Source organism: Deinococcus aerius (genome assembly GCF_002897375.1).
Lineage (GTDB): Bacteria > Deinococcota > Deinococci > Deinococcales > Deinococcaceae > Deinococcus > Deinococcus aerius.
Genome location: NZ_BFAG01000001.1, coordinates 284,710 through 300,376, shown reverse-complemented (window position 1 = coordinate 300,376; position 15,667 = coordinate 284,710). Strand labels below are relative to the sequence as shown.

The 15,667-nt window shown below is 71.2% G+C and carries 17 protein-coding genes; 10 read left to right on the top strand and 7 right to left on the bottom strand.

The features are described from left to right. Positions 1–11: 11 nt before the first annotated feature. Complete coding sequence (nirD, locus tag DAERI_RS01430; RefSeq protein ID WP_103127691.1) at positions 12–368, top strand: nitrite reductase small subunit NirD; 357 nt, start codon at positions 12–14, stop codon at positions 366–368. Continuing rightward, entirely contained in the window at positions 347–1,180 is an 834-nt protein-coding gene (locus tag DAERI_RS01425) for a uroporphyrinogen-III synthase (RefSeq protein ID WP_103127690.1), read from the top strand. Before nirD ends, DAERI_RS01425 begins: the two co-directional genes overlap by 22 nt. Before the next feature lie 27 nt (positions 1,181–1,207). Here the strand turns inward: DAERI_RS01425 and DAERI_RS01420 are convergent, their stop codons facing one another. The 3 genes from DAERI_RS01420 to DAERI_RS01410 form a co-directional block, all read right to left on the bottom strand. Next, positions 1,208–2,293 carry a quinone-dependent dihydroorotate dehydrogenase gene (locus DAERI_RS01420; RefSeq protein WP_103127689.1) on the bottom strand — a complete coding sequence of 362 codons (1,086 nt, stop codon included), beginning with the start codon at positions 2,291–2,293 and terminating at the stop codon, positions 1,208–1,210. A 42-nt stretch (positions 2,294–2,335) separates the two neighbouring features. Next, a complete protein-coding gene (locus DAERI_RS01415; RefSeq protein WP_103127688.1) occupies positions 2,336–2,797 on the bottom strand; it encodes an RrF2 family transcriptional regulator in 462 nt (153 codons plus the stop codon). A 100-nt stretch (positions 2,798–2,897) separates the two neighbouring features. Beyond that, positions 2,898–3,344, bottom strand: coding sequence for a hypothetical protein (locus DAERI_RS01410; protein ID WP_133161939.1), 447 nt, complete (start codon positions 3,342–3,344; stop codon positions 2,898–2,900). Positions 3,345–3,516: 172 nt separating this feature from the next. On the opposite strand from DAERI_RS01410, the gene DAERI_RS01405 reads away from it, so the two are divergent. Continuing rightward, entirely contained in the window at positions 3,517–5,433 is a 1,917-nt protein-coding gene (locus tag DAERI_RS01405) for a chorismate-binding protein (protein WP_235610165.1), read from the top strand. A gap of 17 nt (positions 5,434–5,450) precedes the next feature. Further along, positions 5,451–6,146, top strand: a complete 696-nt coding sequence (locus DAERI_RS01400; RefSeq protein WP_103127686.1) for an aminotransferase class IV — start codon at positions 5,451–5,453, stop codon at positions 6,144–6,146. Positions 6,147–6,194: 48 nt separating this feature from the next. Here the strand turns inward: DAERI_RS01400 and DAERI_RS01395 are convergent, their stop codons facing one another. Beyond that, positions 6,195–6,794: a hypothetical protein gene (locus tag DAERI_RS01395; protein WP_103127685.1), complete on the bottom strand. Its 600-nt coding sequence runs from the start codon at positions 6,792–6,794 to the stop codon at positions 6,195–6,197. A 279-nt stretch (positions 6,795–7,073) separates the two neighbouring features. On the opposite strand from DAERI_RS01395, the gene DAERI_RS01390 reads away from it, so the two are divergent. From DAERI_RS01390 to DAERI_RS01380, 3 genes are all read left to right on the top strand, one after another. Further along, positions 7,074–8,048 (top strand): polyprenyl synthetase family protein, encoded by a 975-nt coding sequence (locus DAERI_RS01390; protein WP_103127684.1) that lies wholly within the window; start codon positions 7,074–7,076, stop codon positions 8,046–8,048. 283 nt (positions 8,049–8,331) lie between these two features. After that, the gene (locus DAERI_RS01385) at positions 8,332–9,576 is read left to right on the top strand and encodes a Glu/Leu/Phe/Val family dehydrogenase (protein ID WP_103127953.1); all 1,245 of its coding nucleotides are present in this window, start codon (positions 8,332–8,334) and stop codon (positions 9,574–9,576) included. 93 nt (positions 9,577–9,669) lie between these two features. Continuing rightward, positions 9,670–10,992: a Glu/Leu/Phe/Val family dehydrogenase gene (locus DAERI_RS01380; protein WP_103127683.1), complete on the top strand. Its 1,323-nt coding sequence runs from the start codon at positions 9,670–9,672 to the stop codon at positions 10,990–10,992. A gap of 259 nt (positions 10,993–11,251) precedes the next feature. On the opposite strand, the gene DAERI_RS01375 is transcribed toward DAERI_RS01380, so the two are convergent. Continuing rightward, positions 11,252–11,962: a hypothetical protein gene (locus DAERI_RS01375; protein WP_103127682.1), complete on the bottom strand. Its 711-nt coding sequence runs from the start codon at positions 11,960–11,962 to the stop codon at positions 11,252–11,254. A gap of 17 nt (positions 11,963–11,979) precedes the next feature. Continuing rightward, positions 11,980–12,207, bottom strand: a complete 228-nt coding sequence (locus DAERI_RS01370; RefSeq protein WP_103127681.1) for a hypothetical protein — start codon at positions 12,205–12,207, stop codon at positions 11,980–11,982. A gap of 109 nt (positions 12,208–12,316) precedes the next feature. Here DAERI_RS01370 and DAERI_RS01365 point away from each other — a divergent pair, with 109 nt between their 5' ends. Further along, positions 12,317–13,255 carry a DUF8754 domain-containing protein gene (locus DAERI_RS01365; protein ID WP_165794026.1) on the top strand — a complete coding sequence of 313 codons (939 nt, stop codon included), beginning with the start codon at positions 12,317–12,319 and terminating at the stop codon, positions 13,253–13,255. 119 nt (positions 13,256–13,374) lie between these two features. On the opposite strand, the gene DAERI_RS01360 is transcribed toward DAERI_RS01365, so the two are convergent. Further along, positions 13,375–14,298, bottom strand: coding sequence for a phosphotransferase family protein (locus DAERI_RS01360; protein ID WP_103127680.1), 924 nt, complete (start codon positions 14,296–14,298; stop codon positions 13,375–13,377). A gap of 62 nt (positions 14,299–14,360) precedes the next feature. Here DAERI_RS01360 and xpt point away from each other — a divergent pair, with 62 nt between their 5' ends. Both xpt and DAERI_RS01350 read left to right on the top strand, forming a co-directional pair. After that, positions 14,361–14,939, top strand: coding sequence for a xanthine phosphoribosyltransferase (xpt, locus tag DAERI_RS01355; protein WP_103127679.1), 579 nt, complete (start codon positions 14,361–14,363; stop codon positions 14,937–14,939). A gap of 212 nt (positions 14,940–15,151) precedes the next feature. Next, positions 15,152–15,640 (top strand): YflT domain-containing protein, encoded by a 489-nt coding sequence (locus DAERI_RS01350; protein ID WP_103127678.1) that lies wholly within the window; start codon positions 15,152–15,154, stop codon positions 15,638–15,640. The last annotated feature ends 27 nt before the right edge of the window (positions 15,641–15,667 follow it).

Here is a 15,667-nt window from a genome sequence, read left to right as displayed (position 1 = left end):
GGAGCCCTCCCATGACCCTGACCCTGACTCCCCCCTCCGCCGAACAGACCTGGACGCGCGTGTGTGCCCTGGGCGACATCCTGCCGGGGACCGGCGTGTGTGCCCTGGTGCGGGGCCAGCAGGTGGCGGTCTTCCACGTGGCGGGGCGCGTCTTCGCCCTGGGAAACCGTGATCCCTACACGGGCGCGAACGTGCTGTCCCGCGGCCTGACCGGGAACGCGGGCGGCACGCTGAAGGTCACCTCGCCCCTCCTCAAGCACGCCTTCGACCTGGAAACGGGGGTCAGCCTGGACGACCCCAGGGTGAGCGTGCCCACCTACCCGGTCCGGGTGGAAGGAGGCGACGTATGGATTGGTTCGGCGGGCTGAAGGTCCTGAGCCTCGAATCCCGCCGCGCGGACGAGATGGCCGCGCTGATCCGCAAGTACGGCGGCGAGGCGACCGTCGCGCCCAGCCTGCGCGAGCAGAAACTCGACCTGGGCGCGCACCTGGCGAGATTCGAGGCCTCACTGGCGGCGGGGGATATTCACGCCGTCGCCTGCATGACGGGCGTGGGCACCCGCCTCTTCCTGCGCGACCTCGCGGCGCGTGACCCCCGGCACCTCGACACCTTGAAGGGCGTGCCCCTGGTCGTGCGGGGGAACAAGCCCGCCCAGGCGCTGAAAACCTTCGGCCTGGCCGGGACGAGCGTGCCCCGCCCGCACACCTGGCACGAGGTGGGGGCCCACCTGCTGGACACCCTGGGGCCGGGGCAGCACGCCGTCATCCTCGAATACGGGGACGCCACCCCGCCGCCGATGCTGCGGATGCTCGGGGCGGCCGGGGTGCGGGTGACGAGCGTGCCTGTCTACCGCTGCGCCTTTCCGCACGACACCGCGCCGCTCTCCCGCGCGGTGTGCGACGTGGTGCTGGGCGGGCAGGACCTGCTGCTGCTCTCCAGCGGCACCCAGCTCCTGCATTTCCTGAAGTACGCCGAGCGCCTGGGCCTGGGCGAGGAGGTGCGCGCCGGGCTGCGCCGGATGGTCGTGGTCAGCATCGGCCCCGCGTGCAGCGAGACGGCGGCTGAACTCGGGGTCCACATCGACCTGGAGGCCAATCCCCACAAGCTGGGCGTCCTGGTCCGTCTCGCCGCCGAGCATGGCCCGGCCCTGCTGCGGCAACGCCTGGCGCGGACGGGCTGACGGGAGCGGGAAGGGTGACGGTTCCGCTCAGGCGTCCACCCCGACCGCCTCCGCCACGTTCCGCAACCCGTCGCGCTCCAGCAGCGCGGCCAGCCCCCGGTTGAGCCGCGCGGGCAGCCCCGGCCCCTCGTAGATCAGCGCCGTGTACACCTCGACCAGGCTGGCCCCGGCGCGAATCTTGGCGTAGGCCTCCTCGGCGGTGAAGACGCCGCCCACCCCCACGAGGGGCACCCGCCCGCGCGTCAGGCGGTAGGCCTCGCGCACCAGAGCCGTACTCCGTGCCGTCAGGGGCCGCCCGCTCAGCCCGCCCGCCTGTGCGCGGTGGGCATGGGTGAGCCCCTCGCGGCCCAGGGTCGTGTTGCTCACGATGAGGCCGCTCGCCCCCGCCCCCAGCACCGCCCCCACGCTCGCCTCGAAGCCTTCGGGGTGCAGGTCGGGGGCGAGCTTGACGAGGACGGGGGGAGAACGGCGGGCGGTGCGGACCCGGGCGGCCTCCACCTCCTCCAGCACGGCCCGCACGAGGCTCCCGAGGTCATCCGCCGCCTGGAGGGCCCGCAGCCCCGGCGTGTTCGGCGAGCTGACGTTCACCACGAAGCCGTCCGCCACTTCAAAGAGCACGCGGACGCAGGCGCGGTAGTCCTCGACCGCCACCTCGTTCGGAGTGGTCTTGTTCTTGCCGATGTTGACCCAGACGGGGGCGGGGCGAACGGGGAGCGCGGCGAGGCGGGCGCGCAGAGCCTCTGCCCCAGCATTGTTGAAGCCCATCCGGTTGATAAGCGCCCCATCCTGGGGCAGGCGAAAGAGGCGGGGGCGGTCGTTGCCCGGCTGGGGGCGGGGCGTGACGGTGCCGACCTCCAGAAAACCGAAGCCCAGCGCCGAGAAAGCGGGCACGGCCTCCCCGTTCTTGTCGAGTCCCGCCGCGAGGCCGACCGGGGAGGTGAAGGGGCGGCCCCACAGCGTCTGGGCCAGGCGGGGGTCGGCGGGGGCGCTCAGGCGGCGGGCGGCCACGGGCCAGGCGGGCACACGGGACGCCGCGCCCAGGGCCCGCAGGGTGAGATGGTGCGCGTCCTCCGGGTCGAGGCGGAAGAGGGCGGGTTTCAGCAGGCGGTACATCGCCCCGCAGGATACGGGGCGGCGGGGGCGGCGATGGTCCGCTTAGGCGTGCGGTGCCGGGAAGCCCGGCTCCAGTTGCACCAGCCGCGCGTGTTCCTGCCGCTCACTGTCGGCGATCAGGTCCGCAAGGGTGGTGCCCCCCAGCACGCCCCGCAGCGCCGCGTCCACCCGGTGCCACAGGTCCAGGGTGCCGCAGACGTTGCCCTTGTCGCACACGTGGTCCTCCTCCACGCACGACACCGGCGCGATGCTGCCCTCCATCGCCGTGACGACCTCGTAGGCGTTGATGGCGGCGGCGGGCCGGGCCAGGCGGTAGCCGCCGTGGGCGCCCCGCACGCTCTTGATAAAGCCCGCGCGGCGCAGGTTGCTGGCGATCTGCTCCAGGTAGTGCTGGCTGATGCCCTGGCGCTCGGACACGTCCTTGAGCGGCACCGCGTCCCCCCCGCGCCGCCCGATCTCGATCAGGGCGCGCAGGCCGTACTGTGCTTTGGTCGAGACCCACATGGAAACAGTCTACCCCGCAATTCCGGGCGGGGAGTAGGGATTTAGGGGGATTTGGTAAAGATGGCGCCCGGAGGCTCCCGTTCCCAGAGACGGCTGATCCTCACGTGCGCCGGGTGTACGTCAGGTCGAAATCGGTGTCCCACGCCCGGCCGTCACCTGATTTTTCCCACCTGCCCCGAATCAGGGTGCCGCCCCGGCTGAACGTCCCCGCAAATCGTTGCGAGAACCCGGGCGCTTCTCTCCACACCCTCCAGACCCCGTCCTCAAGGCTCATCCGGTAGATGCGGGACACGGCCCGGGAGTCGAAGTGAAGCCAGCAGTAGGCCCCGGTCGTGTCATCTGCCCCGACGATCACCGTGCTTGCGGGGAACTCCGGCTGCTCCGCCTCGTCGCGCTGGAGCAGAAAGGCGCCGCCCTCCAGCCACTCGAACACCGCCCGGCCACGGCCGAAGGGCCGCCCCTCCAGGGAAGCCTCCCACGTCCATTCCCCCCCAAAGACCGCGAGGGGCGCGAGCGCCGGGTTGTGCGGGACTGTCGGCGAGTCCATGCGTCCACTGTACTGATATCCACTGATATCCCTGTCCCCAAACACGCCCGGCTGGCGGAGACTGGCCGCCTCCTTGAGGGGTGAATCGCCAAGAGCAGCGCCCAGAACCCATGCCCGGAGGAGTGGCCGCACAGGCTTGGCGAGCCCTGATCCCTCCCCTACAATCCGCCCCGTGACCCCCACCCTGCTCCCCGACCCCTCCCCCGCCGACGTGCTGCTGCGGCTGCGGGCGGCGGGCGCCCCGGGCGTGGTCCTGCTCGAATCGCTGGGGCCGGTCGTGGAATACGGGCGCTACAGCTTCCTGAGCGCCTGGCCGGTGGCGGTGCAGGAGGAGTTGCCGGAGAGGCCGGAGGGGGACGCCCTCTTCCCCGCCTGGCTCGGCGGCCTGAAGTACGAGGCGGCGCGCGGGTTCGGGCTGAGGACGCACGGGCCGGAGGGGAGAGCGGGCTGGTGGGGCCTCTACCCCAGCGGCCTCGTCTGGGACCGCCTCTCGGGCACGCTGGAGATCGTGGGCGAGGCCGGGCACGTGGACTGGGAGGTGGTGCTGTCGGGCGACCCGGCCCCCACCCCGGCCCTTCAGGTGGGCGAGTTCGGCGCGGACGACGTGGACTACCCGGCGGGCGTGCGGGCCGTGCAGGAGCTGATCCGGGCGGGCGAGGTGTATCAGGTCAACCTCTCGCGCGGGGTGCGGGCGGAGGCGGCGGGCGATCCCCTCGCGGCCTACCTGCGGCTGCGGGAGGTCAACCCCAGCCCCTTCATGGCCTTTCTCGACCTGGGGGACGAGGCCGTGGTGTCGTGCAGCCCGGAGCGGCTGGCGCTGCACACGGGGGACCGGCTGAGCGCCCGGCCCATCGCGGGCACCCGGCGGCGCGGGGACACCCCGGGGGAGGACGCCGCGCTGGAGCGTGAACTGCGCGCGAGTCCCAAGGAGGTCAGCGAACACACCATGCTGGTGGACCTCGTGCGGCATGACCTGGGACGGGTGGCGGCCCCCGGCACGGTGACGGTGCCCGACCTCGGCCTTGTCGAGCGGTACAGTCACGTCATGCACCTCGTCTCGGAGGTGACGGCGGGGGCGCGGCCCGGCCTGACCGTGCGTGAGTTGCTCGGGGCCACCTTCCCCGGCGGCACGATCACGGGCGCCCCCAAGGAGCGGGTGATGGAGGCGATCCGCGACCTGGAGCCGGGGCCGCGCGGCTGGTACACGGGCGGCGTGGGCATCGTGAGCGGCGCTCGGGTAGACGTGAACATCCTGATTCGGACGGCGGGGTTCAGCCGCCAGCGGGACCCATCGGCGGAGGACGACCAAGACATCTCCCGCTGGACGGTGCACGTCCGGGCCGGGGGCGGCACCGTCATCGACGCCGACCCCGCGCGCGAGGCGCAGGAGACGGTCCACAAGGCGCGGGCGCTCCTCGCCGTGCTGTCGGGGCAACCTGGACGGCCCGCGCGGCCCCCCGCCCCGCCGGTGCCGGGCCGCCCCTGGGCGCCGCCGCCCGCCCTCACCCGGACGGGAGTGCGGGTGCTGCTGCTGGACAACCGGGACTCGTTCACGCTCAACCTCGCCCACGACCTGCTCGCCCTGGGGGCGGCGGTGGACCTGCGAACGCAGGACGAGGCGGCGGAAGCCCTGCTCGCCGCGCGCCCGGAGGCCGTGCTCGTCGGGCCGGGGCCGGGCACCCCGGGCACGAGCGGCCCCACCCTGGCCCTCACGCGGCTGTGCCTGGAGCGGGGCATTCCGCTGCTGGGCGTGTGCCTGGGCCACCAGGCCCTCGGCGAGGTGCTGGGGGGCCGGGTGGAGCGGGCCGAGCCGGTTCACGGACGGCCAGAGGCGGTGCGCCACCGCGGGGAGGGCCTGTTCGCCGGGATCGCCGACGGCACATCCTTCGGTCGGTATCACTCCCTCGTGGTCCGTGGTCTGCCGGAAGAATTCGTCACGGCCCGCAGCGCGGAGGGCGAGGTGATGGCGCTGCACGTGCCGGGGCGGCCCGCCTGGGGCGTGCAATTTCACCCGGAGAGCGTGCTGAGTCCCGCAGGGCGCGTGCTGCTGGGCAACTGGCTGAGGCTTTGCCGGGGGGCGAACGTTTGAGGCCGCTGCCCCCGGGCATGGACGCGGGCGCCTGGCTCCACGGTGAGGCGGCCTTCACCACCGTCCGCACCCAGTGGGGCAGGCCGCTGCTGTGGAAGTCACACCTCGCGCGGCTGGCGGGCACCTGTGCCTTTCTGGGCCTGCCTGTTCCAGAGGGAGAACTTCCCCCGCTCGACCCCCTCCCCTGGGGCCTGCTGCGCCTCACGGCCACGGCAAACGCTCTGTTCTGGTCCCACCGTCCCCTGAGCCCCGGCCCACGTCCCGGAGGAGGGGTGAGCGTCAGAATTACGCGGCAGCAGGTTCACCCTCAGCTCGCCGCGCACAAGACCGGAAACTACCTGCCGTACCTCCTGGCCGGGCGGGAGGCGGCGCGGGCGGTCGCCTTTGAGGGCTGGCTCACGGACGCGGCGGGGAACGTGGTGGACGGTGGGCGGACCTCACCGCTGCTGGAACTGGGGGGGCGCCTGGTCGTCCCGGCAGGCGGCCTGCCGAGTATCACCCGCGCCGCCTTTCTGGAGGGCCGGGAGGTCGAGGAACGGCCTGTCCCGGTGTCCGAGTTGCCGCGCGTCACCCGCGCCTGGCTCTGCGGCAGCGGCGTGGGCATCGTGCCGGTGCGCGAGATCGGGGGAGAGGGATGGGGGGTCGCCCTCCCCACCCTCTGGCCGGAGGTGAGCCATCCCGCCCTGGTCTGGCCGGGGGAGCCTGCCACCTGAAAGGGGAGGGGCGGCGAGGTCTCCCCCGCCGCCCACCCTGAATCCGCCCTAATGCCCGTCCTGGCCGGCGCGCTCGCTCTGGAGACGGCCTCCCCCCACGGCGTCGTCGAGGCGCAGGGCGCCGTAGCGCCGCATCAGGCCCAGGGCCTCGTCGGTCCTGGCCCCGTCCGGGTCGCGGGCGATCACGAGGACATTGCCGGCCTTGATGCCGTTGTAAAAGCGCTCGGCCTGGGCCGGGGGCACGCCCATGCGCCGCAGCAGCTTCACGTAGTCGCCGTGGTCGCCGCCGGTCAGGGCGCCGAACAGCCCGCCCAGGCCTGCGCCGCCGATGATGCCGTAGATGACGGTCAGGAACCCCCCCTCGGCGTAGATGCGCGTGTCGGGGATGATCAGCAGCAGGATCCAGATGGGGACGGTGAGGGCGAGCCCCGCCAGGGCGCCCAGCAGGACGCCGCGAATCACGCTGGAGGACCCGCCCGGCGCACCCGCCTCGGGGCTCACGCCGGTCGCCTGCGCGATGTCATCCTCGGCCACCACGTCGGCCAGGGCAAATCCCAGGTGGTCACGGTCAAAGCCGCGCTCCTGGAGGGCACGCAGGGCACTCTGGGCCTGCTGCGGCTCACGAAAAAGGGCAACGACGCTTTCCATCGCCCCGGTTTTACCACGCCCGCCCCCGGGGAGGCGAGGGACAAAGCGCGGCGCCGCCCGCCACTCCCCCCGCACCCATTGGTTTTTTGGACAGCCTTTTCTCACCCGGTAGCCGGGCACGGGGAGTGATCCGGCGGGATTGGAGCGGCTCGCCCGCGGCAGAGCGGACAAGACGCGCCTACCGGGGCCTCCATCCCCCTTTTGCCCCACCTGGGGCCGAAACCCACTCCCTGGGGGTACAGGGGCGTTTCGCCCACGCCGGTTTTCTATACTGCCGCCATGACTGGCGTGGCCGCCCTGACCCTCCCCGGTGCCGTGTTCGAGACGCGGCTGCGTGAGGTGCTGCGCTCGCGCGTGGAGTTCATCGAGCTGATCGGGGAGGACCTGGTGGCGGCGGGCGGCAAACGGGCGCGGCCCGCCGTGACCTTTCTGGCGGCCCAGGCGCTGGGCGCCGGCCCGCAGGACCCGCGCTGGGACGCGGTGACCGACCTCGGGGTGTGCGTCGAGCTGCTGCACTCGGCCTCGCTGCTGCACGACGACCTGATCGACGACGCCGACACCCGCCGGGGCCAGCCCGCCGCCTTCCGGCGCTTCGGGAACGTGGTCAGCGTGATGAGCGGGGACTTCATGCTCTCGCGCCTGCTCACGCTGCTCGCCGCGATGCCGCAGGGGCCAGCCCTCACCCGCGCCTTCGGCGAGGCGGCCTCCCAGATCTGCGAGGGCGAGGTGCTGCAATTCCAGGTTGCGGCCTACGCCGACTACCGCCTGGAGCACTACCTGGACGTGATCCACGGCAAGACGGCGGCGCTGGTGGAGCTTGCCGCCTCCGCGCCCGCCCTGCTGCTGGGGGCACCGGGGGCGCAGCGCGGGGCCCTGGCGACCTTTGGGCGCGAGTACGGGATGGCCTTCCAGATGCGGGACGACCTGCTCGACCTGACCGGCGACGAGGCCACGCTCGGCAAGCCGGTGGGCGGCGACCTGCGCGAGGGCAAGGCCACCCTGCCCGTGCTGCACCTGCTGGGCGGTCCCCACGGGGCCGAGGTGCGCGAGGTGCTCGAACGCCGCGCGGCCCACCCCGGCGACGTGGGCCGCATCCGCGAACTCGCCTGGTCGCAGGGCGCCGCCGAGCGCACCCGCGAGGAGATTCGCCGCCGCGCCGAGCTCGCCGTGCAGGCGCTGGAGGCCCTGCCCCCCTCCGGGGCGCGGGAAGCCCTCGCCGACCTGGCCCGGCACGAGATCGACCGGACTCGTTGAGCGGGGCGTCCCGCTCAGGATCACAGGACGTTCGGACTAGCCCACCCCGGCCTCCTGCTCCACCTTCCACCTGAAAGGTAAGCGCGGGCCGGGAGAGGCTCTTCCCCTGCTGGAAGCGGTTCAACTTTTCGACGTGTACAGCGCGTTTTCCGGGGGTTGACGCCCCCCTGCATCCTGGATACAACGGGGGGCGGCTTTGGGGCTCCCCGCCTTCCCTTGCCGGGCGTCAGCTTGTCTATGCGTGTATGCTCGGAGGGCCACCCACCACCAAAGGAGACGCATGATGCGGGCATCAGGACTCAACTGGCAGGGCCTCATGGAGCAGCTCCAGGAGGCGTTGCCCTACTGCGAGGTGACCGATCAGTCCCTCGCCTATTTCAAGTATCCCAAGCGGACCCTGAGCGTGAACCTGCCCGTGCGGATGGACGACGGCACGGTCCGCGTCTTCAAGGGCTACCGCACCGTCCATTCCACCGCACGCGGCCCCAGCATGGGCGGCGTGCGCCTCAAGCCGGGCCTGAACGCCCACGAGTGCGAGGTGCTGGCCGCCATCATGACCCTCAAGGCCGCCGTCGCCGACCTGCCGCTGGGCGGGGCCAAGGGCGGCGTGGACGTGGACCCGTCGCTGCTGAGCCCACACGAGCTGGAGGGCCTGACCCGGCGCTTTACCAGCGAACTCATCGAACTCGTCGGGCCGACCACCGACATCCTCGCGCCGGACGTGGGCTCGGACCAGCAGATCATGGCCTGGATGCTCGACGCCTACGGCGAGAACACCGGCTCGACCCTGAGCGGGATGGTGGTCGGCAAGCCCCTGCAACTCGGCGGCAGCTACGGTTCCAAGGACGCCCGGGGCCGCAGCGCCGCGCTCGTCACCGCCCGCGTGCTGGAGGAGCGGGGCGAGAGCCTGCAGCGCGCCCGCGTGGCCGTGTACGGCTTCGGGGACGTGGGCCGCCGGGCCGCGCAGACCCTCGCCGCCCAGGGCGCGCTCGTGATCGCCGTCTCCGACCAGAGCGGCGCGACCTTTGCCAGCGGGGGCCTGGACCTGGAGGCCCTCTCCCGCCACCGCGAGGAGCAGGGCAGCGTGGCGGGCTTCGCCACCGACATCTCCGCCGAGGAGGTCGTGGAACTCGACGTGGACGTGCTGATGCTCGCCTACGACTACGGGGCCGTGAACGCGGGGAACGCCCACGCCGTGCGCGCCCGCTACGTGGTGGAGGCGACCAACCGCGCCGTTCTGCCCGAGGCCGAGCGGTTCCTGCGCGCCGGGGGGGTGTGCGTGCTGCCCGACCTCGTCGCCAGCATCGGCGGCCTGATCGTGAACTACCTGGAGTGGGTGCAGGACGCCTCGAACTTTTTCTGGACGCCCGAGGAGATCGAGCGGGCCATCGACGTGCGGGTGAACGCCGCCGTGGACACCGTGACCGCCTTCATGCGGACCCGCCAGACCGACATGCGCACCGCCGCCTACGCCATCGCGCTCAACCGCCTGCACGAGGCGGCGGTGATGCGGGGCGTGTATCCGTGAAGCTTTCAGCCGTCAGCGATCAGCGTTCAGAGAGAGCCTTTCTGACGGCTGACCGCTGACGGCTCCTCTCCTTCCCTCCCGGAGGCTTTCCCCATGACCACGACCCAGGACCCCCAGAACCAGACCCAGGCCCGGCTCGGGCAGCACGCCATCCCCAGCTACCTCGACCCCAACAACATCGGCCCCTACGAGATCTTCCTGGAGCAGGTCGAGCGCGTCACCCCGTACCTCGGCAAGCTCGCGTACTGGGTCGAGACCCTGAAGCGGCCCAAGCGCATCCTCGTCGTGGACGTGCCCATCCACCTCGACGACGGCACGGTGGCCCACTTCGAGGGCTACCGCGTGCAGCACAACACCTCGCGCGGCCCGGCCAAGGGCGGCGTGCGCTACCACCAGGACGTGACCTTATCGGAGGTCATGGCGCTCTCGGCCTGGATGACGATCAAGAACGCCGCCGTGAACCTGCCCTACGGCGGCGGCAAGGGCGGCATCCGCATTGACCCCCGCAAGTACTCCACCGGCGAACTCGAACGCCTGACCCGCCGTTACACCACCGAGATCGGCCTGATCATCGGGCCGGAAAAGGACATCCCCGCCCCGGACGTGAACACCAACCCGCAGACCATGGCGTGGATGATGGACACCTACTCCATGAACGTGGGCCGCACGGCGACGGGCGTGGTGACGGGCAAGCCCGTGAGCCTGGGCGGCTCGCTGGGCCGCGGTGACGCGACGGGGCGCGGCGTCTTCGTGACCGGCGCCGAGGCGATGAAGAAGCTGGGGATGGGGCTGGAGGGTGCGCGCATCGCCGTGCAGGGCTTCGGCAATGTGGGCAACGCCGCCGCGCGCATCTTCCATGATCATGGTGCCAAGATCGTCGCCATTCAGGACGTGACGGGCACCATCCACAGCGCGGCGGGCATCGACCCCTACGCCGCGCTGGAACATCTCGGCCGGACCGGCAAGATCACCGGCTTCGCGGGCAGCGAGGAGCTGGGGCGCGCGGAGTTCTGGGGCGTGGACTGCGACGTGCTGATCCCCGCCGCCCTGGAAAAGCAGATCACCTCAGACAACGCCGGGCAGATCCGGGCGCGGCTGATCGTGGAGGGCGCCAACGGCCCCACCACCCCCGCCGCCGACGACCTGCTCGCCGAGCGCGGCGTGACCGTCGTGCCCGACGTGCTGGCGAACGCGGGCGGCGTGACCGTCTCGTACTTCGAGTGGGTGCAGGACTTCTCGTCGTTCTTCTGGACGGAAGACGAGATCAACGCCCGCCTCGACCGCATCATGAGCGAGGCCTTCCTGAGCCTGTGGGACGTGAAGGAACGGCACGGGGTGACCCTGCGAACCGCCGCGTACATCGTGGCCTGCACCCGCGTGCTGGAGGCCCGGGCGCTGCGCGGCCTGTACCCGTAACCTCCGACCAAAACCAGCATGGAAACGGGAGCCTCTTCGGAGCGCTCCCGTCTTTGTGGGCAAAAGATTTGTCCCCTGAACGAAATGAGGGGCCTCGCCCTCGGCACCCCGGGGATGCTTTGCTCAGCATGACAAGCGCCCTCCCTTCAAGGCACACAGGGCAGGGATCAGCAACCTGGTCACCCTGAGCGGCACGAAGGGTCCCGAAGCCTTGGGGGGCTTCCTGGCGCTCAGCATGACAACCCTGATGCAGCACGCCCTATGCGGTCTGGAGGTATCTGGAGACCTCGGGGGGAAGCGGATGCTTGGCCTGGGCGTTCAGCCAGAGCGACACGTTCTGGAGTCGCCCGTCCGCCGCGAGCGAGCAGAGCGCGATGGCGCTGAGCCTCTGTCGCCCGCGCAGGTACCCCTGCAAGGCCCCGGGCCGCAACTCGGGGGCCGGGCTGCCCACACCGCCCGCCGGAGCGCGGTCCAGCAGGCGAACTGCCGTCGCCGCGAGAGCGCCGCTCTCCACCCCCGGCGGCACGAAGACGGCGAGGAGATTTCCCGCGCCGGGCGGAAGCTGCCCGATCTTCTCACACACCACCCGCGCCAGCTTGAGGGCGTTTCCCCCCGCGTCCCCCGGATCGAGGAGCCGGAGCCGGGTGACCTCGACATGAAACGGCGTGTGCGTTTTGAAGGTCACCCCCAGGTCGGGACCCCGCTGGCCCGTGGCCCGGTACGGCTCGTACACCACGTTGAAACGCGGGTCCCTCACCAAGAGGGCGGCGAAGGCGAGTTCCGCCAGCAGGTCGCCCCGCTCCTCCCCCGAGGCGGCCAGCCGCACCTTCTTGCGAACCTTGGCCGCGTGGGCCTCGGCGAAGGCGAGAAAGGGGCGCGAGTCCTGGCACCACTCCCGCAGAAGCGGCGCGAGGGGATGGTCCGCCGCGCCGCAGATGCCCGTGACCAGCTCGTCAATCCGTTTGGTCACGGCGAGGACTTCCCGGTCTAGCTGTTGCCGCCGGAGCCGGAGTTCTCGCCCGAGGTGTCCTCATACAGCGCCGGGTCATTGGCCCCGTAGTGCGAGGCGCTGGTGCCGTCCACGGCGGCGTCGAGCAGGTCGCTCTCCTCGGCATTCTGGGGGGGCTGGTACACCGGGTCGTCGTGGCTCACGCCCTCGCTCTTCGTCTCGGTGTAGGGCTGGGTGGGGACGTTCGGGGTGTTGTCGTCCGTCATGCCTCAGGGTTGCATGGCGCTGGGAACGGCGCCCTCTGTCCGGCTTAACGGCGCTTCACCCTTGCGGCGGGGAGCCGCCGGGCTTGTCAACTCGCTTACAATGCCCCCCATGTCTGACCTATTGAGCGGCTGGCAGCCTGCCCCGGCGGGATTCAAGCACGTGGTGAGCGTGTCGCTGGGTGGCAGCAAGCGCAATGCCCGCGAGGAGATCAGCGTGCTGGGCCAGCCGTTCGTCCTCGAACGCATCGGCACCGACGGGGACGCGAGGAAGGCGGCGGCCCTCTTCCAGGCGCTCGACGGGCGGGTGGACGCCTTCGGGCTGGGCGGCGCGGACCTGTACGTGATCGCGGCGGGGAGGCGCTACACCTTCACCAACGTCCGCAAGCTCGTCTCGCACGCCAAGCTCACGCCCGTGCTGGACGGCAGCGGCCTGAAGAACACCCTGGAGCGCGACGCGGTCCGTCAGCTCGACCCGCTGCTGAACTGGCGCAGCCAGAAGGTGCTGATGGTGAGCGCCGTGGACCGCTTCGGCATGGCGGAGGCCCTGGCGCAGCACGGGGCGGACGTGGTGTACGGGGACATCGTGTTCGGGCTGAACATGGACGTGCCGCTGCGGAGCCTGGGCGCCCTGCGCCGGGTCGCGCAGCTCGCCCTGCCCGCGATCACCAAGCTGCCGCAGGACTGGTTCTACCCCACGGGCGCCAAGCAGGAGACGAGCGTGGCGGGCAAGGGCACCCGCTACTACGCCTGGGCCGACGTCATCGCGGGCGACACCCACTACGCCAAGCGGTACGCGCCGCGCGACCTGACCGGCAAGACGATCCTCACCCAGACGATCACGGAAGCCGACCGCGTCTGGATGAAGGAGCGCGGCGTCGCCCGCTTGATCACCACCACCCCCCGCATGGGCAGCCGCAACTTCGCCACCAACGTGCTGGAGGCGTTTTTCGTCGCCCTCAGCGGCAAACGCGCGGCGCTGAGCGAGGGGGAATACCTGCATTACATCCGCGAGGTGGGCTTCAAGCCGGAGATCAACGAGCTGGGGTGACGGAAAAAGGAGCGACGAGAACACCTTCCCGCAAATTGAGCTGCATAGGTTGACTTCCGCTGCATTCAGCGCTATCTTTCTTTCATCACCGTCCGCGAGGGCGGGTTTTTTATTGCCACTTACCCCCGGAGCCATTCGCGCCACTCGGGCGGGGCATCCACCGCGAAGCGCAGCAGGTGGGCGAGGACGCTTCCCGGGCGGGCGTTCCACAATTCGCGTGGGGTGGGAGAACGGCCCAACCGCCGAAAGGCCATGTTCAGGTAGACCTCCAGGATGCGGCCCTCGGCTCCCTCACCGAGCAGTTCGGGCGCGACCTCGCGGTAGGCGGCGAGGGCGTGGACGGCAGCTTGCGGGGGCAGGGCGGGGAAGTCGAAGGCCGGGTCCGCCCACCCCGCGTCCCCCCAGTCGATGAGGGCCGCGAGGGCGCCGTCCGGGTTCACGAGCAGGTTGCCCGGCTGCACGTCACCGTGGAGGAAACGTGATGGGGGCCGCGGCAGGGCGGCGGTGCGGGTCAGGAGGCGGATGGCCCAGTCGGCGCTCATGCGGTTCACCCTCCCGGCGCTGGCGGCAGCCTCCACCCCCTCCCGCGCGTCGGGCAGGTCCCAGACTTCCAGCCAGCCGTGCGGGTCGGGCACGTCCGTGACGCCGAGGTGAAGCCGCGCGAGGGCACGTCCCGTCTCGCGGGCGGCACGGACAAAACGGGGGTCGGCCACGTCCCACCCCATCCCGTGCAGGTTGGGGGCCGGAACGCGGGTGTACACCGTTACGGGGGCATCCACCACGTCCCGGTCGTCGTCGAAGGCGAGGAGGGCGGGGGTGGGGAGTCCGGCTTGGAGAACGGCGGGGACGGCCACGGCCTCGGTGCGGGCGTCGTCCACGCCCATTTCGTCGCCCGGCACGGCGACGCGCAGGACCACGTCGGCGTTCGCATACGCCCGGTTGACGATGCCCGTACTCGGCAGTCGGGTGAGGGGGCCGCGCAGCCCATGCTTGTGGGCCAGCGCCTCAAGTTCGGCGGGCGTCAGGTCGGGCAGGTCGGACACGCCCCAGTCTCCCCCGCGCCACCCTTCCCGGCATGGGCCGGATGGCGGGTACACTCGCCCCCATGCAGGCGCTCGTGGAGGCGATCCGGGAACAGGGCAGCATTCTGCCCGGCGGCATCCTGAAGGTGGACGGGCTGGTCAACCATCAGCTTCTGCCCGGGCTGACCCGGGAGATGGGGGAACGTTTCGCGGCGGGGTTCGCCCCCCTGAGGCCCAACAAGGTCGTCACCATCGAGGTGAGCGGCATCGCGCCCGCGCTGGCGACCGCCCTGGTGCTGAACGTGCCGCTGGTGTACGCCCGCAAGAAAAAGCCGATCACGATGCACGAGGTGGCCTACACCGCGCAGTCGGTCAGCCGCACCAAGGGCGGGGTGGTGGACCTCTTCGTGAGCAGCGAGTACCTGGGCACCCAGGACCGCGTGATCGTGATTGACGACTTCCTGGCCTCGGGCGGCACGCTGCGGGCCCTGACGGCCATCATCCGGCAGAGCGGGGCGGAGCTGCTCGGGCTGGGCTGCGTGATCGAGAAGGGCTTCGAGGAGGGCCGCGCGAAGCTGGCCGACCTGGGCGTGCCCATCCTCACCCTGGCGAACATCGTCCGCATGGGTGAGGAGGGCGTGGTCGTGGAACCAGGCCGGTGAGGGATACGGTTTCCGTCCCATCCGTTCTCGAATCGGGAAAGCACCGCTTCGATCACTGCTTTCCCGGCACCCGTTTTGTTCCTGCTCGCTCCGCTCGGGTTGAACCGTTCCAAAAACGGTTCGACCGGAATTCGTATGAGGGAACCTCAACCTCATCCTCAGATGCCCGGCAGGGAGGCTGCCTAGGCTGGGACACGGAAGGATGTGATGACGTGACTCAACCTGATCCCCGCTCCGCCCTGATCCCGGACCAGAGTGCGCGCGTCAATGTGGCGACCTACGCGACGTACCCCGAGGCGCAGCGTGCCGTCGACTACCTGAGTGACCAGCACTTCCCGGTCGAGCGGATGGCGATCGTCGGGGAGGGGCTGAGGACCATCGAGCAGGTCACGGGCCGCCTGGACTGGGGCCGCGCCGCCAGCATGGGCTTCGGGCAGGGGCTCTTCATCGGCCTCTTCATCGGCCTGCTGTTCGGGCTGCTGGGCCTGGGCGGCGGCAATCTGCTGTACGCCGTCGCCTACGGCATGGTGATGGGCGCGATCACCGGGCTGGTCTGGGGCCTGGTCGGCTACGCGATGACGGGCGGGCGGCGGGATTTTACCTCCATCGGCGGGATGCGTGCCGAGCGGTACGTGATCCTGGCCGACGCCGACGTGGCCGAGCAGGCGCGGACGCTGCTGGCGGGAATGCCGCCGCGCTAAGGAGCTTTTTCCGGGTGTTCCCCCACC

Bases quoted from the DNA above. Each gene is read 5' to 3' on its own strand.
- nirD (WP_103127691.1), top strand. From the start codon at position 12: ATGACCCTGACCCTGACTCCCCCCTCCGCCGAACAGACCTGGACGCGC.
- DAERI_RS01425 (WP_103127690.1), top strand. From the start codon at position 347: ATGGATTGGTTCGGCGGGCTGAAGGTCCTGAGCCTCGAATCCCGCCGC.
- DAERI_RS01420 (WP_103127689.1), bottom strand. From the start codon at position 2,293: ATGTACCGCCTGCTGAAACCCGCCCTCTTCCGCCTCGACCCGGAGGAC.
- DAERI_RS01415 (WP_103127688.1), bottom strand. From the start codon at position 2,797: ATGTGGGTCTCGACCAAAGCACAGTACGGCCTGCGCGCCCTGATCGAG.
- DAERI_RS01410 (WP_133161939.1), bottom strand. From the start codon at position 3,344: ATGGACTCGCCGACAGTCCCGCACAACCCGGCGCTCGCGCCCCTCGCG.
- DAERI_RS01400 (WP_103127686.1), top strand. From the start codon at position 5,451: ATGGACGCGGGCGCCTGGCTCCACGGTGAGGCGGCCTTCACCACCGTC.
- DAERI_RS01395 (WP_103127685.1), bottom strand. From the start codon at position 6,794: ATGGAAAGCGTCGTTGCCCTTTTTCGTGAGCCGCAGCAGGCCCAGAGT.
- DAERI_RS01390 (WP_103127684.1), top strand. From the start codon at position 7,074: ATGACTGGCGTGGCCGCCCTGACCCTCCCCGGTGCCGTGTTCGAGACG.
- DAERI_RS01385 (WP_103127953.1), top strand. From the start codon at position 8,332: ATGCGGGCATCAGGACTCAACTGGCAGGGCCTCATGGAGCAGCTCCAG.
- DAERI_RS01380 (WP_103127683.1), top strand. From the start codon at position 9,670: ATGACCACGACCCAGGACCCCCAGAACCAGACCCAGGCCCGGCTCGGG.
- DAERI_RS01370 (WP_103127681.1), bottom strand. From the start codon at position 12,207: ATGACGGACGACAACACCCCGAACGTCCCCACCCAGCCCTACACCGAG.
- DAERI_RS01365 (WP_165794026.1), top strand. From the start codon at position 12,317: ATGTCTGACCTATTGAGCGGCTGGCAGCCTGCCCCGGCGGGATTCAAG.
- xpt (WP_103127679.1), top strand. From the start codon at position 14,361: ATGCAGGCGCTCGTGGAGGCGATCCGGGAACAGGGCAGCATTCTGCCC.